This is a genomic window from Pseudomonas sp. Eth.TT006 (assembly GCF_054456575.1).
Genome location: NZ_JBTJEN010000009.1, coordinates 118,822 through 133,203, shown reverse-complemented (window position 1 = coordinate 133,203; position 14,382 = coordinate 118,822). Strand labels below are relative to the sequence as shown.

The window sequence follows — 14,382 nt, the reverse complement described above, 5'->3', positions numbered from 1 at the left end:
ATCAGCCGCGTCGACGCATCGCGTACTGGCCCAACAGCCCGGCCACTAGCACTCCGCCGGCGATCCCCAGGGTCGTCGGCGCGCCGCAACGGGCGGCGATCAGGCCCGCGGCCATGCCACCCAAGGCTTCGAAACCGAAACGCATGGCGATGTAGAAGGCAATTACCCGGCCGCGCAAATGATCCGGCGCGGCGCTTTGCAGTTGCATGTTGGTGCTGACATTGCTCAGGGTGATGCCAAATCCCAGCACCGCCAATGCCGCTAGCGCCCAGGGCAACGCGCCCGCCAGCCACAGGCCGATCAGCGCCACCGCACAGAGCATCGCCCCGGCATCGGTAAACTGTCGCAGGCGTGGCAACGCACCGCCCACCGCCAGCACCAGTGTCGCCACGAACGCACCTGCGCCGGCCGCGCCCCACAACCAGCCCAGCACGCGCGCATCGCCCGCGAACACGGCCTTGGCGAGAATCGGCAGCAACGCCGCGTAGCAGGAAGCCAGCAGATTGACCATGATCACGTTGACCAGCAATTGGCGCACGCTGCGGGTCTGCCACAGATAGACCAGTCCCTCGCGGAACACCTGAGCAGTAGAGCCGGCGGCTTTGGCGCTGGCCGTGCCGCGCACTTTCAGCAAGCCACCGAGCAAGGCCAGAAAGGCTACGGCGGTCAGAGTGAAACACGCCGCCTCGCCGGCCAGGGCAATCAGCGCACCGGCCAATGGCGGGCCGACGAAACGCGCGGCGTTGATCAGCATCGCGTTGAGCACCAGCGCATTGGGCAGGTCGGCCGGGTCATCGACGAAGCTGCCGATCAGCGCCTGGCGCAGCGGGGTTTCCAGTGCATTGAGCAAGCCGAGCAGCAGCGCCATGCCGGCGATGAATGCGCCGTCGACCCAGCCGAGCCAGGTAGAAATCGCCAGCACCAGCGACTGCGCCACCAGTACCATTTGCACGATGATCAGCATGCGGCGTTTATCGTGCCGGTCGATCCAGGCCCCGGCCAACGGGCCGATAAGCAATTGTGGCGCCAGTGTGAGGAAGGTGATCAGTCCCAGCAGGACTGCGGAACCGGTCAGGTGATAGGCCAGCCAGGCGAGCGCGACCTGCTGCACCCACTTGCCTAACGTGGAGACGCCCTGGCCGGCAAAATAGATCTGGAAGTTGCGATGGGCGAGCGCGCGAATCGCGCGGGGCCATGGTTTGCGCTGCGGTGATGATGAAGCGGACAAGTCTGCGAATCCTCCATAGACCCGCAAACGAAGCTCAACCCGCGAGCACTGTGCACCTCGTCGCAAGGTGCGCAGCTCCAAGGGTTCAGCCTGGCAGCAGGCAACCTTTTTTCTTCAAGGACTCCAGAACCCACGAGCGGTCATTGGTGCCTTGGGCAATTTTTTCCATCTGTGCGGTTTCGGCAGCGTGCTTGGCTGTCGCGCCCGCGTAAACCTCAGCGACAAAGTCGTAGGGCACACACAGCAGGCCATCGTCATCACCGATCAGCAGATCACCCGGCTCGATCACCATACCATCAATGGCGATGGGCACATTGATCTCGCCCGGGCCGTCTTTGTAGGGGCCGCGATGCGAAATCCCCGCCGCGTACAGCGGGAAATCATTGGCGCCAATATTGGCTGAGTCGCGAATCGCGCCGTTGATGACGATACCGGCCACACCGCGCTTGATGGCGTAGGCCACCATCATTTCGCCGATCAGGGCGTTGGTCAGGTCACCACCGGCGTCCATCACGATCACATCGCCTGGCTGCGCGATATCGATCGCGTAATGCAGCATGAGGTTGTCACCCGGACGAGCCTTGACCGTCAGGGCCGGACCGCACAGCACGCCTTCACGGTGCATGGGGCGCAAGCGTGCGCCACCTGCGGTCAGGCGATTCATCGAGTCGCTCACGTTGGCGACCGGCACTTCGCGATACCGCGCTACCCATTCTTCGCCGACTTTACGTGCGCGCTCAAGCACTTGGAAGCCAATGCTCATGTGACCTACCTCTCTTGGAATTATTCGATGTCATCGACAGCCTGCCGAATCTGTTTTTTAGAATGGCATTCCATAAATCTCTTTGCAAAACATTTTTAACTGGGCGATCAGCGCACAAAAGCGGCTTGTTCTAATTTTCTTGCAACGTCATTTCATTATGATAGGGTAAAAACATTGCCGACATTGAGCGGCTGTTACGCCCCATGACAAAAACAAGGTATTGAACATGTCCCGCACGATTCTGCTGACCGGCCCTGAGCTGGCGCCTGAGGCCATGCGCCTGGCCGCCGAACACGGCGTCAACGTCGTTCCCACCACGCCTTACCTGCCAGAAGATGAGCTCGAAGCGATCATTCGGGCGGAACAGCCCGATGCCATCGTTGTGCGTCAGGGCAAGCTGACCCGCGCCATGATCGAGGCGTCATCGCAGCTCAAAGTGATCGCCAAGCACGGCGTGGGCTACAACACGATCGACATCCAGGCGGCTGCCGATCTGCGCATCCCGGTGTCGATCGCCGTGGGCGCCAATGCGCAGTCGGTGGCCGAGCATGCTTTCGCCCTGCTGTTCAGCGTGGCCCGGCAGACCGCCCTGCTGGATGCGCGCATGCGTGACGGGCATTGGGACAAGTCGTCGGCCAACGGTATCGAACTTTTCGGCAAGACCCTCGGCCTGGTGGGTTTGGGTTCGATAGGCAGCATCCTGATGGACCTGGTCGCCCCGCTGCGGATCAAGGTCAAGGTGTTCGATCCCTATCTCAAGCAAATGCCGGAGCGCGCGCACGTTGAACGCGAAGAGGACTTCGATCGGCTGCTGGCCGAAAGCGATATCATCAGCCTGCATTGCCCGTTGACCGCGACCAATCACAACCTGATCGGCGCGGCGCAATTTGCGCGCATGCGTCCGGGCGCGATCCTGATCAACACCGCGCGCGGTGAACTGGTCGATACCGCCGCGCTGGTGCAAGCGCTCAGCGAACGACGCATCGCCGGCGCCGGGCTGGACACCTTCAACCCGGAACCGCCACCGGCGGACAGCCCGCTGTGGGGCTTGCCGACTCTGGTTGCCACGCCTCATGTCGGCGCCAATACCAGCGAGGCCCGTGACCGTGTCGGGCTGGTGGCGCTGCAACAGGTTCTCGATGTCTGGGCAGGCAACGCGCTGGATCCACGTTGCGTGGTCAATCGCCATCTGTTCGACAGCTGACAGGACTCCGCACACGCCCGCTGCTTGAATGCGGGCGTGTTCACCCCGCTTTACTCCAGAAAAAAAACAATGGGAGAGCACCATGACTTCAGCCACATCCCGGCCGGATGACCTCGAACGCAGCACCATGCGCCGCGTCGCCTGGCGGTTACTGCCGTTCCTGATCATCTGCTACCTGATCGCGATCATCGACCGCGGCAATATCGGCATGGCCTCGCTGCAGATGAACCATGACCTGGAGCTGTCAGCCAAGGTCTTCGGCTTCGCCAGCAGCCTATTCTTCTTCGCCTACTTCCTGGTCGAGGTGCCGAGCAACCTCGCCATGCAGAGATACGGCGCGCGGATCTGGATCGCCCGCATCATGATCACCTGGGGTCTGATCTCCGCCGGTACCGCGTTCGTCCAGGGCGCCAACTCGCTGTACTTCATGCGCTTCATGCTCGGCGCTGCCGAGGCCGGTTTTTTTCCTGGCGTGCTGCTCTACCTCACCTACTGGTTGCCGACGGCTTACCGCGCCCGCATGGTCGCGCTGTTCATGGTGGCGATTCCGGCGGCCAACTTCATCGGTTCACCGCTGTCGGGATTGCTGCTGAGCCTGGATGGCTGGATGGGCATGCGCGGCTGGCACTGGCTGTTCATTCTCGAGGGGATCCCGGCGGTACTGCTCGGTATCGCCTGTCTGTTCGTGCTGACCGACCGCCCAGAGCAGGCCAAGTGGCTGAGCGATGAGCAACGCGGCTGGCTGATTCAACGCCTGGCGCAAGACTCCGCGAACAAAACCCCGATCGGCCATATCTCGCTGTGGAAGCTGTTGCGCCACAAGGACATCTGGGTTCTCGCGTTGATCTACTCCGGCGCCTCGGCGGCCGGCAGCACCATGAGCGTCTGGGCGCCGCAACTGCTGAAAACCTTTGGCCTCAGCGCCATGGAAATCGGTCTGGTCAACGCCATTCCGTACGGCGTTGCCTCGGTGGCTATGGTGATTTGGGGACGCAGCTCCGACCGTACCGGCGAGCGCCGCTGGCACACCGCGATGACCATGTTGCTCATAGCCGCAGGTCTGTTGATGACTCTGTTCACCTCATCGTTGCCGGCCACGGTCTTGATGCTGACCATGGTGCTCGTCGGTGCCTATTCCATGAAGGGGCCGTTCTGGGCGCTGGTCTCCGGCTGGCTGTCGTCGTCCACCGCCGCCGCGGGCCTGGCGGCCGTGGGCGCCATGGCGAACCTGATCGGTGGCGGCCTGATGGTCAATGCCTACGGCGCGATCCACGACGCCACCGGCAGCTATGCGCTGGCACTGATGCCACTGGCTGCTTTGTGCACGGTTGCGGGCATCGCCGTGCTGGTGATGGGTCGTAAACGCCAGATCGAACAGGCTGACACCGCCGCCGCAGCCGGCGTGAAGTAACGCCACACGCAACATCTGATGTTCACTTTTCTCGGGAAAGTGGGCATCTTTTTTACAGCGGACCTACTGCACGCCGCATGAATGAACGAACCTGGCAGTGTGCTGCAACGACTGGCGGATGTCCGGCCTGACGATGCCATGGCGCTTGGCAAATAGCTCAAGCGCTGCGGTATCAAAACGCGTGGTCTGGATAAAGTCCAACGCTTCGGGTTGGCTATTCAGATAGCGCGCGACGGGAGCGATCTGCAGCAGCCATTTCAGCCAGCGCAGCGAAAGGTAATGCCTCGGCGCCTTGATCCCGAGCGGTTGTGCCACCTGTGCCAGCAATTCGCGCAGGTCGGGCGTCTGCTCATCCAGCGCCAGCAGCTCCTGCCCGGCCATCGCCGGATCGAACGCACTGGCCGCTGTCAGCTCCACCAGGTGATCCACGGTCACCAGCGGTAGCCAGTGCCGGGCGCTTCCGGGTATCGCCGTCAGCTTGCCTTGCATCAGGTTGCGTATCAGCGCCACCAGCGGCTGACCGTCAAGGATATGCCCGCTGCGGCTGTGGCCACACACGGTTGCCGGGTGCACCACGGTGATTTCGCCGCCCAGCGCGGCCATCAGCGCCAGGGTCGCAAAATGCGCCTCCAGCTTGCTGCCCTCATAGCCACCGACGCGGCGGTAGACCGCTGGCCAGTCCGTCAGCTGCGGCTGAAAGGGATTGATGCCGATGCGCCGCAGATGCTCGAAATTCTTCAGCATGAAACCGCCGAGCATCACCATTCGGCTGTGTTGTTCGGCCGCCAGCGCCGCCACACGCTTGGCCCCTTCGACATTCACCGCACGCGCCTGTGCCGCGGACAACCCCCAGGCGAAATGCGCGCCGAGATGGAAGACGACCCCGGCCTGCCGCAACACTGTCCGGTCTGCGAGGCTCAGGCCCAGTCCATCCTGTTGCAGATCGCCCGCTACGGCGAATACCCGGCTGGCGTCGCCGCCCAGCGCAGCGACTTGTTCGCGCAGATCGGCGAGTCGTTCGGGACGGCGCATCAGCACCCGAACGGTGTGACCTTTTGCACTCAGGTGCGCCAGCAGATGCTGGCCGATAAATCCTGTGCCGCCGGTGACAAAGCACTCCACGCGCATTTCCCTGCTCCTGTTTTCAGATGAGAAATCGAGCGTAAACTATCGACCCAACTCTACAGTCAAGCGGTGTTTTCATGAAAATCGGCGAACTCGAAACCCGCAGCGGCGCCAGCCGGCACACGCTGCGTTATTACGAGCAAATCGGCCTGATCGCCGCCCAGCGCGGCGCCAACAACTATCGCGTCTACAGCACGCAAACCCTGCAGGACCTGGACTTTATCCAGCGCGCGCAAAGCATGGGTTTCTCCCTCGGCGAAATCCGCGAGATTCTCGATGCGCAGCGCAACCAGCTGATCGACTGCGCCGAGGGTGCCAAATTGATTGAAAGGAAGATGGCCGACATCCAGCAGAAGATCGAAAACCTGCAGAGCATCCATCGGTATCTGGACCAGGAACGCGCCAATCTGGAAGCCAGTGCGGCGCGGCAACTCGAGCTTCAGCGGTTGAATCAGATGGCGGCCATCGACTCGTAGCAGGTTCCGCGCAGACCTCAGATTTGCGACAAACCACCGTCGACCATCAGCTCCACGCCGTTCACGTACCGGGCGGCGTCGGAGGCCAGAAACAGCGCCGCACTGGCGATTTCTTCAGGTTGCGCCATGTAGCCCAGCGGCGTGATCTGCTCGACGTATTGGCGCAGCGCGGCGATGTCGCTCTCGCTCATTTTCAGCCCGTTGTCCATCAACGGCGTGCGGGTGAAGCCGGGGCTCAACACGTTCGCGCGGATTTTGCGGCCCTTGAGTTCATTTGCCCAGGTGCGGGCAAACGAGCGCACTGCGGCCTTGGACGCGTTGTACAGACTCAAGCCTTCCATGCCGTTGCTGGAGCAGATCGAAGCGGTGAGCACGATGGCCGAGGCGTCTTTCATCAACGGCAGCAGCGTCTGAACACTGAAGAACACGCCTTTGACGTTGACGTCGAACATGGCGTAATACGCCGCCTCGCTGGTTTCTCCGATAGGATTTTTCTCACAGATCCCGGCATTGGCGAACAGCGCGTCGAGTCGATCACCCCGCGCCTCGATGGTGTGCTTGAGCGCGTCGAGATCAGCCTGACGCGCGACGTCGGAGACCACTGCAACGGCCTTGTCACCGAGCCGGGCAACCGCCGCCTCCAGTGATCCCGCCGAGCGGCCTGTGATGTAAACGCGCCGGGCGCCCTCGGCGAGCAAGGCTTGCGCGATGGAAAAGCCGATGCCCGTGGATCCGCCAGTGACCACGGCAACCTGAGCGCTGAATTTACCTGACATGTGTGACTCCTCAATCGTTGATAAGCGGTCGTGTGCAACGACCTGCCCATCCTGAGCGTGAACGGCGCCGAGCGGCACTGACACGAATGAACGCTGGCCGTGCAGTTTTGTCAGGCGAAAGCCCCGGTGTGATTGCCTACATTGGCCGCCAGCGGCCTGGTGCGAGCGGGACACAAACCCGCGCGCCCCAAGCCAGATCTTTCACTCAGGGGATGCCTGTCATGTCTGCAATCGAAATCGAAGCGCCGGAGCCACGGCGCTGGTTGATGTTCGCGATCCTGCTGGTCGGTGCGTTTCTGCCGCCGCTGGATTTTTTTATCGTCAATGTGGCGCTGCCCTCGATCCAAAGCGATCTGGGCACCGGCGCCTCGGCCGAGCAATTGGTGATTTCCTCCTATGCAACGCTGTATGCGGTGACGCTGATCACCGGCGGGCGGCTCGGCGATCTGTACGGGCGCGGGCGGATGTTCTTTGTCGGCTTGCTGGGTTTTGCCGCGGCGTCGCTGATGTGCGGCCTGGCCGCTTCGCCGTGGATGCTGATCCTCGGCCGCGCCTTGCAAGGCGTGACCGCCGCGGTCATGGCACCACAGGCGCTGGCCTCGGTGCAGGCGATTTTCCCGGCGGCGGAACGGCCGTTGGCCTTGAGTCTGTATGGCGCCGTGTTTGGCCTGGCGTCGGTGATCGGTCAGGCGCTGGGCGGCGTGCTGATTGCGCTCGACGTGCTGGGCATGGGCTGGCGCGCGATATTCCTGGTCAATCTGCCGATTGCGCTGCTGGTGATTGTGTTCGGTATCCCGCTGCTCAAGGAGACCCGGGCGCGGCACCCGAGCAAGCTCGACCTGGTCGGCACGGTATTGTCGATGCTGACCCTGACCGCGCTGGTGCTGCCATTGATTGAAGGCCGCGCCGCGGGATGGCCGTGGTGGGCATGGTTGTCGCTTGCTGCCGCGCCAGTGCTGGCGGTGTTGTTTTGGTGCTACGAGACTCGCTTGAGCCGCGCCGGCGGTACTCCGATTCTCAACCCTGCCGCGCTGCAAGCACCGGGTCTGGGCCGCGCGCTGCTGGTCGCGCTGTGCTTCTATGCCATCGGCGTGTTTTTCCTGATGTTTTCGATGTATGTGCAAGGCGCATTGCAGATGAGCGCGCTGCATGCGGGACTGATTTTTCTGCCGTTCGGCGCGGGGTTCCTGCTTGGCCCGCTGTCGGTTCCGCGCCTGCGCCGTGTCCTCGGCGACTACGTCAACCCGACAGGCATGGCGCTGGAAGTCGGTGGACTGCTGTGGCTCGGCTGGTTGCTGTCGGCGACGCCAGCCGCCCTCGCCCCTTCCCTGACCTCTTTGGCGGCGATCCTGTTCCTGATCGGCTTCGGCCAGGGACTGGGCCTGCCGACGTTGATGCGCATGGTCACCGGCCGGGTCGCGCCGGCGTATGCCGGGATGATCGCCGGCATCACCAGCGCCACATTGCAGATCAGCACCTCGCTGAGCGTCGCCCTGATCGGCGGGATTTTCTACACGTTGCTCGGCGAACAGACGACGGCGGAGAGCATCACCCACGCCTTCACCGTCTCGGTGCTGTGCATCGCCGCTTGCCTCACCGTGGGCGTTGCACTGAGCCTGTCGCTGGCGCGGCAGCCGGCGCAGGAGCCGCAAGCTTCGGCGGTGCGCTCGACCTAATCCGCGCCAATCATGCTCGCCGCCAGATCGGCCAGCGCGCGCAATCGGTCCATCTGGCGCATGTCCTGGTGATAGCCCATCCAGATATCGCGCCCCGGCGGTGGTTCGTGTTCATCCAGCAGGCGCAGCCCCGGCACCGAGTCACCAAGGACGCGCGGCAATACCGCAACGCCCAGCCCTCTAGCGCACATCTGCGCCTGCACCGTGCGGCTGCTGCTGGTAAACACGGTGTGGGCCAGCGGATAGCGTTGCTGCAGCCATTGCACATCCGGGTAATGGCCTTGGGCGACGTTCATCAGAATCAGGCCCAGACCTTCGCCATCAGGGTGCGGCGCCGGCGCATGCAGCGCGGTGTAGAGCCCGTAGGCCAGGGTGGTCAGCTTGCGGTGAACAATGTCGGGCTCGGTGAACGGCACGATACGGAAAGCAATGTCGGCATCGCGCCGGGCCAGATCGAACAGCCGATGCCCGGCAATGACTTCCGGCACGATCAGCGGATAGCGTTGCACCAGCTCGCTCAGCACCGGCGCCAGCACATGGCAGGCGAACCAGTCGGCAGAAGAAATGCGCAATAGCCCTTCCGGCTGATCACCATGCCCGGCCAGACGCCGCTCGATGGCCAGCGCGCTGTGCTCCATGTCCTGCGCCAGACTGAGAATCCGTTCGCCAACGTCCGTCAGCACCAGACCTTGAGCGGTACGCAGAAAAAACGGTTGCCCGGTGCTCTGCTCCAGCACCTGCAAACGCCGGCCGACCGTCGGGTGACTGACCCCCAGTTGCCGGGCGGCGGCGCCCAGCGAGCCGCTTCGGGTAATCGCCAGAAAGACCCGCATGTCACTCCAGTCCATGCCGCACTCCTGATAAAAATGAAAACGTTGTCCGTTTCTGCGCGCGCTCAGTTGCAGACTACGCGGACGGTCTGGCGCACGCGCTGACCACCAGTAAATCGCCCCTCAAAAAGTGGCGCCTTGGACAAAACACGGTCACAAAAATTCAGACTATTTAACACTAACCGTCACGCATCCACTTCCTCTCTCAATTAAATGCAAAGTGTTACCAAATACGTCTCTTTGTACATGACGCTTATGCAGAACTGGCCTAGTATTGGCACGCCAGTCCTAACGACAGGTTCGACGCGCTTTAATGACTGGCCTTTGGCGCGAACCATAAAAAACTAGAACCAAGGAATGAGCGATGCCCCAAACAGATCCACGTTTTTCTTACTGGTGGAACACCTCCGGGCCATGGGTAGAAGAACCTAACGTGCGACGCAGTGGCACCAGCGGCGTACAACGCGTCATGCATGACGGCACGACGGTTTATGTCAAACGGCAGACCGGGCACCTGTTCCGCAGCCTGCGTTACCCATTGGGACGGCCCACCACTTTGCGTGAAGGCCGTGCGCTGTCGAAGCTGGTCCAGCTCGGCGTCAACGCCCCGCAGCCGATCTATTACGGCGCGCAAAAAGTTGCCGGCGTCTGGCACGGTATTCTCGTGACCAAGGACCTGAACGGCTTTCAGGATCTGGATTCATGGTACGAACACGGCGCAGGAAGCCAGCTCACTGCCGAGCAACACGACGGCATCCTGGAGAAGCTCGCAGTGCTGATGGCGCGGATGCACCGTGGTCGCTGGCAGCATGGCTGCATGCGCACCAAGCACATTTTCATCAAGACCAGCACCACAGCGAATGGTCCGGAATTCGATCTGGCACTGCTCGATCTGGAAAAGTCCCACGGCCGGGTCAGTTCCATGCGCGCCGCCCGCCATGACATCGCGCAGCTGCGCCGTCATTCGCGCTGGAGCGAAGCGCAATGGCAGCATTTCCTCAGTCATTACGAAAAGAATCTGGGGCGCCCGCTGACTGCCCTGCCGCGTCGCGCCTGACGGTCGAAACGCCTTGAGCACCACCCGAGAATTGTCGATAGAACCCCTTCCCACGGGAAAGGTCTGCTCTGTTAACACTCTCGGGAATCGATCCAATGTCTGCGCAACACAGCCTGGTAATACTCGCTCGGGGTGGCTACGCCGCTCGGGGTTTGCTGTATCTGATCATCGGTATCTTCGCACTGCTGGCAGCACGCGACTCCACGCAACCGAAAGACAGCCACAAAAGTCTCGAAGCCTTGTTAAGTCAGCCATTCGGCTATTTTCTGGTGGGAATTGTGGTGGCAGGCCTGCTCGCCTTTGCGGCCTGGCGCGTGCTCCAGGCCACCCGTGATGTCGATCATCACGGCAAGGAAATCAAAGGGCTGGTGATTCGCGCGGGGTTGTTTGCCGGTGGCATGGTCAATGGCGCGCTGGCGATTTTTGCCCTCGGCCTGCTCATCAGCGGCATCCGCAGCTCGGGCGACTCCGGTGGGCAGACCAAAGACTGGCTGGCGCACCTGTTGTCCTGGCAGCACTCGAACCTGTTGATCTACCTCGTCGCACTCATTCCCTTGGGTGTCGGTATTGCTCACTTGATCAAGGGCTGGAAGGCGTCATTCGAAAAGTATTTCGAAGCCGACGAAGAAGTCATGCGCTACGTGCGCCCGGTCTCGCGATTCGGTCTGATCGCCCGTGGCGTGGTGTTCATCGAAATCGCCTTGCTGATGGCGATCAGCGGCTCCGCCTATCAGGCAATGGACCCACCGGGCATGAAGGAAGCCCTCGACGCGCTGCAGGACTTGCCCGCTGGCTGGTTGATCCTGATCGTCATGGCGTTCGGTCTGATTGCCTTCTCGGTCTACAGTTTTGCCGAAGCGTTCTGGCGCAAGATCAACATGGATGTCCCGGGCGTTTCGAGGGCGTAGCGGTGAAAAAAAGCGAATTGCCGATCAAGACCTGCGTGACTTGCGGCCTGCCCTTTGCCTGGCGGAAAAAATGGGCGCGCTGCTGGGATGAGGTGCGTTATTGCTCGGAGCGTTGCCGCCGGGGTAAGGACCGGGAACACAAACGGGCCCTTTGAAAGGCCCGTTTGTGTTGCCTGCGGCGTCTCGAACCGCGTACCGCAATGCCAGACACAATCATCTGAAGGTCTGTTAGCGGCGCTGAACGAGGATATCCGACAGGTTATGCAGTAAACCCGTGGGGTCAGAAGTAATAACCAATGTTCATGTAAAGCTGGTTTTCCCATTGGTCAGTACCACCCGCCCCCAGACTCTGGGTCAGACTGCCACCACCAATGACCGGATCATTTTTTCCGTACAACCACTCCGTAGCTATCCACAGTTTGCTGAGGGAGAACGAAGTGCCGAAAATCATCCGTTGCGAGGTCTTGAAGTCGTTCGCGGATTTATCGAAGGCGCTGTAGTTGGCGTAGAGCTTCACGCCGCTGACTTGATCGAACAGGTATTTGCCGCTGACATCGTAGCTCACATCCGCCACATACAAGTTGCCCCGACTGGCGACGTTGAAGGTGCCGTCGTAACTGCCGAAAGTCACCAGTTCATCGGTGCCTGGGTTGCGCGGCGACATCTGTTGCCGCGCGGCTTGCAATTGCACGCCCCACGGGCCGTTTTTGCCGATGTAATGAACCGCCATGGCATTGCGCCGGCCATTATTGTCTGTGTCGCGGTTCTCCAAGGTTGCCGTCAGTCCGGATATCCCGACTTCGGACTTCCACGGTCCAAGGTCAAGCGACTTGGCTACTCGCAGAACCACGGTGTCGCGTTCCTGGTTGTGGCTGCCGTCGATGACATAACTGTCCGCTTCAGAGACAACACTGGAATAGGTTTCACCGTTGCTGGTGCCTTTGCCCTGCCAGGCCGGGCGCAGGTAATACCCAGCCTGGAGATTCCAGTCACCGCTTTGCTGGATGTATTTGGCACCAACTTCTTCGATGTCTTCCAGCCCCATGACGCTGCCCAAGGTTTGATAGAACGTGCTGCCGAAGTACGGCTGCAAACCGAACGGCAACTGGTTCAGACCGACCTGGACCTGCTGGTCGGGGTTGAACTTGTAACCGATCCACGCCAATTCGGCGAACTGCACGTCACCCACATTATTGGTGTACTTGTACGGGTAAGCTCGGCCGTAGAACCGGTATTTGGCCTCGCCGATCCAGGTCGCGGAGTTGTACTTGGCACTGAGGATCGCGGTGTCGAAGTTGAATGTCTGGATGTCGCGGTCCGGGTCATAGTCCCAGCGCGCCCGCACGGCACCGCCCAGATCAAGGTTGTCGGTCACCTGGATCGCCATCGCAGGCGTGGCAAGGACGCCCAATAATGCCAGCGGGGTCAATGTGCGCAAAGTTCGGGGGGTATTCAAATGCATGGTCGCTCCGTCTCTAAGTTTTATTTTTGGCAACAACCATCCCGGCCACGACAAAGCGCAGTCTGGATGAATGGGGTAATGCCCGAAGGCTGAGGACGCGCGCAGCGCCCAGGTGTTGGCAGGCCCCGAAGGGTCAGCCGGCAGCAGCACTCAGTTGCGCTTGCACCTGAGCGCAGAACGTCGCTGCCGGCAGGCTCTGCATGTCGTTACGCAGAACCTGTATTCAATCGCGTTGCAGTTCCTCGACCACAGCGGCACACGCGCGGAAGGTATCGAGCGTCAACTCTGAATTGATAAAGTCCGGCCAGCTGGACAGTTTGACGATGGTCACTTGCGAAGCCGGATCCCAGTAAATGCTCTGACCGAAGACCCCGCGCGCCGAATAGGTCCCCAGTTCGCTGTCCAGGACCCAGCATTGGTTGCTGTAGGCCGCATTCGGATAGCTGTTGACGTAGAAGCCATAGAGCACCTCAAACGCCGGTGTCGAGCCACGGCCGCATGCCCGCACAAATTCTTCTGGAACTATCTGCTGACCGTTGAAATATCCCCCTTGCAGATACATCTGGGCAAAGCGCGCCAGATCCCGCAGCGTCACGCTCATCCCGCCATCGGCCAACGCCGTTCCGACGCCGTCCAGGGTGATATTTGCGTCCTGTTCGGCCCCCAGTTTTGACCAGATTTCCCGACTCAGTAAAACGGGAAGACGCTCTGCGCAAGCCCGCTCGCAGACCCAGGCGAGCATGTCGGTATCCACCGAGCGATACTCGAAGAACTGGCCATGGTCACGGTCTTTTTTGAGCGATTCCAACAAACCATAAATGCTGTCGGGTGACTGCAGCTCGCCGCGTTCACGCCAACCCGACGCGACGTCCAACTGGATGAACTCAGCGTCCGGATCGGTGTAGTCCTCCCTGAACCTGACTCCCGTGCGCATATCCAGAAGGTCCTGGACCCGGGCGTCACCATAACCACGACCCGCAACCTCCGGCACATAGTGGCTGACACGTGCTTGCGGATCGATTTTGCCCTGGCCGATCAACCTGCCCACCAGGCTCCCGACGACAGTTTTGGAGACCGATTGCAGCAAATGCAAAGTGTGCGGCTGCATGCCGTTGAAATACTGCTCCGAAATCACCTTGCCCTGATGAAGCACCAGAAATCCATCGGTGTAGCTGTCGATCAGAAAGCTCGCCAGATCGGTTTGTGCGCCGTCGACCCGCTGAAAACGTACGCCGTCCAGTGAGCGTTCGTTGCGTTCAAGTTCGATAACCGGCCCGGAACCGCGATGAATGGCGGCCACCGGGAACAGCTGGCTCATATGCTGGAATGACCAGCGGTTATAGGGCGGGCTGTCCCAGTTATGTTGGGCGACTTGCTTTTCCCGAGGCGGTGGAAACCCCTGCATCAGCTTTAAATCCTGATAGCCGATGCCTGGCGCGGTCGTGTCGTTTTTGTTGTACATAAGG

The 14,382-nt window shown here is 61.2% G+C and carries 14 protein-coding genes; 7 read left to right on the top strand and 7 right to left on the bottom strand.

The window, feature by feature from the left end; translation table 11 throughout:
* Position 1 precedes the first annotated feature (1 nt).
* Positions 2-1,228: an MFS transporter gene (locus tag ACXR0M_RS16255; RefSeq protein ID WP_458832821.1), complete on the bottom strand. Its 1,227-nt coding sequence runs from the start codon at positions 1,226-1,228 to the stop codon at positions 2-4.
* Between the two features lie 85 nt (positions 1,229-1,313).
* A complete protein-coding gene (locus ACXR0M_RS16250) occupies positions 1,314-1,991 on the bottom strand; it encodes an RraA family protein (protein WP_458832820.1) in 678 nt (225 codons plus the stop codon).
* A gap of 226 nt (positions 1,992-2,217) precedes the next feature.
* On the opposite strand from ACXR0M_RS16250, the gene ACXR0M_RS16245 reads away from it, so the two are divergent.
* Positions 2,218-3,195, top strand: coding sequence for a hydroxyacid dehydrogenase (locus ACXR0M_RS16245; protein WP_458832819.1), 978 nt, complete (start codon positions 2,218-2,220; stop codon positions 3,193-3,195).
* Positions 3,196-3,277: 82 nt separating this feature from the next.
* Entirely contained in the window at positions 3,278-4,606 is a 1,329-nt protein-coding gene (locus ACXR0M_RS16240; protein ID WP_458832818.1) for an MFS transporter, read from the top strand.
* A gap of 63 nt (positions 4,607-4,669) precedes the next feature.
* On the opposite strand, the gene ACXR0M_RS16235 is transcribed toward ACXR0M_RS16240, so the two are convergent.
* Entirely contained in the window at positions 4,670-5,734 is a 1,065-nt protein-coding gene (locus ACXR0M_RS16235) for an SDR family oxidoreductase (RefSeq protein ID WP_458832817.1), read from the bottom strand.
* A gap of 74 nt (positions 5,735-5,808) precedes the next feature.
* Here ACXR0M_RS16235 and ACXR0M_RS16230 point away from each other — a divergent pair, with 74 nt between their 5' ends.
* Positions 5,809-6,207 carry a MerR family transcriptional regulator gene (locus ACXR0M_RS16230; RefSeq protein WP_458832816.1) on the top strand — a complete coding sequence of 133 codons (399 nt, stop codon included), beginning with the start codon at positions 5,809-5,811 and terminating at the stop codon, positions 6,205-6,207.
* Between the two features lie 17 nt (positions 6,208-6,224).
* Here ACXR0M_RS16230 and ACXR0M_RS16225 read toward each other — a convergent pair whose 3' ends face one another.
* The gene (locus tag ACXR0M_RS16225; RefSeq protein ID WP_458832815.1) at positions 6,225-6,983 is read right to left on the bottom strand and encodes an SDR family NAD(P)-dependent oxidoreductase; all 759 of its coding nucleotides are present in this window, start codon (positions 6,981-6,983) and stop codon (positions 6,225-6,227) included.
* A 221-nt stretch (positions 6,984-7,204) separates the two neighbouring features.
* Between ACXR0M_RS16225 and ACXR0M_RS16220 the strand changes: the two genes are divergently transcribed.
* Positions 7,205-8,659, top strand: coding sequence for an MFS transporter (locus ACXR0M_RS16220; RefSeq protein ID WP_458832814.1), 1,455 nt, complete (start codon positions 7,205-7,207; stop codon positions 8,657-8,659).
* Here the strand turns inward: ACXR0M_RS16220 and ACXR0M_RS16215 are convergent.
* Complete coding sequence (locus ACXR0M_RS16215; RefSeq protein WP_458832813.1) at positions 8,656-9,507, bottom strand: LysR family transcriptional regulator; 852 nt, start codon at positions 9,505-9,507, stop codon at positions 8,656-8,658. The genes ACXR0M_RS16220 and ACXR0M_RS16215 overlap by 4 nt on opposite strands.
* A gap of 346 nt (positions 9,508-9,853) precedes the next feature.
* Here ACXR0M_RS16215 and ACXR0M_RS16210 point away from each other — a divergent pair, with 346 nt between their 5' ends.
* The 3 genes from ACXR0M_RS16210 to ACXR0M_RS16200 all read left to right on the top strand — a co-directional run bounded on the left by ACXR0M_RS16210 (position 9,854) and on the right by ACXR0M_RS16200 (position 11,609).
* A complete protein-coding gene (locus ACXR0M_RS16210) occupies positions 9,854-10,546 on the top strand; it encodes a lipopolysaccharide kinase InaA family protein (protein ID WP_458832812.1) in 693 nt (230 codons plus the stop codon).
* 95 nt (positions 10,547-10,641) lie between these two features.
* The gene (locus tag ACXR0M_RS16205; protein WP_458832811.1) at positions 10,642-11,454 is read left to right on the top strand and encodes a DUF1206 domain-containing protein; all 813 of its coding nucleotides are present in this window, start codon (positions 10,642-10,644) and stop codon (positions 11,452-11,454) included.
* Between the two features lie 2 nt (positions 11,455-11,456).
* Positions 11,457-11,609 carry a DUF2256 domain-containing protein gene (locus tag ACXR0M_RS16200; protein ID WP_458832810.1) on the top strand — a complete coding sequence of 51 codons (153 nt, stop codon included), beginning with the start codon at positions 11,457-11,459 and terminating at the stop codon, positions 11,607-11,609.
* A 125-nt stretch (positions 11,610-11,734) separates the two neighbouring features.
* On the opposite strand, the gene ACXR0M_RS16195 is transcribed toward ACXR0M_RS16200, so the two are convergent.
* Positions 11,735-12,916, bottom strand: a complete 1,182-nt coding sequence (locus ACXR0M_RS16195; RefSeq protein WP_458832809.1) for a hypothetical protein — start codon at positions 12,914-12,916, stop codon at positions 11,735-11,737.
* A 223-nt stretch (positions 12,917-13,139) separates the two neighbouring features.
* The gene (locus ACXR0M_RS16190) at positions 13,140-14,378 is read right to left on the bottom strand and encodes a serine hydrolase domain-containing protein (protein WP_458832808.1); all 1,239 of its coding nucleotides are present in this window, start codon (positions 14,376-14,378) and stop codon (positions 13,140-13,142) included.
* Between the last annotated feature and the right edge of the window lie 4 nt (positions 14,379-14,382).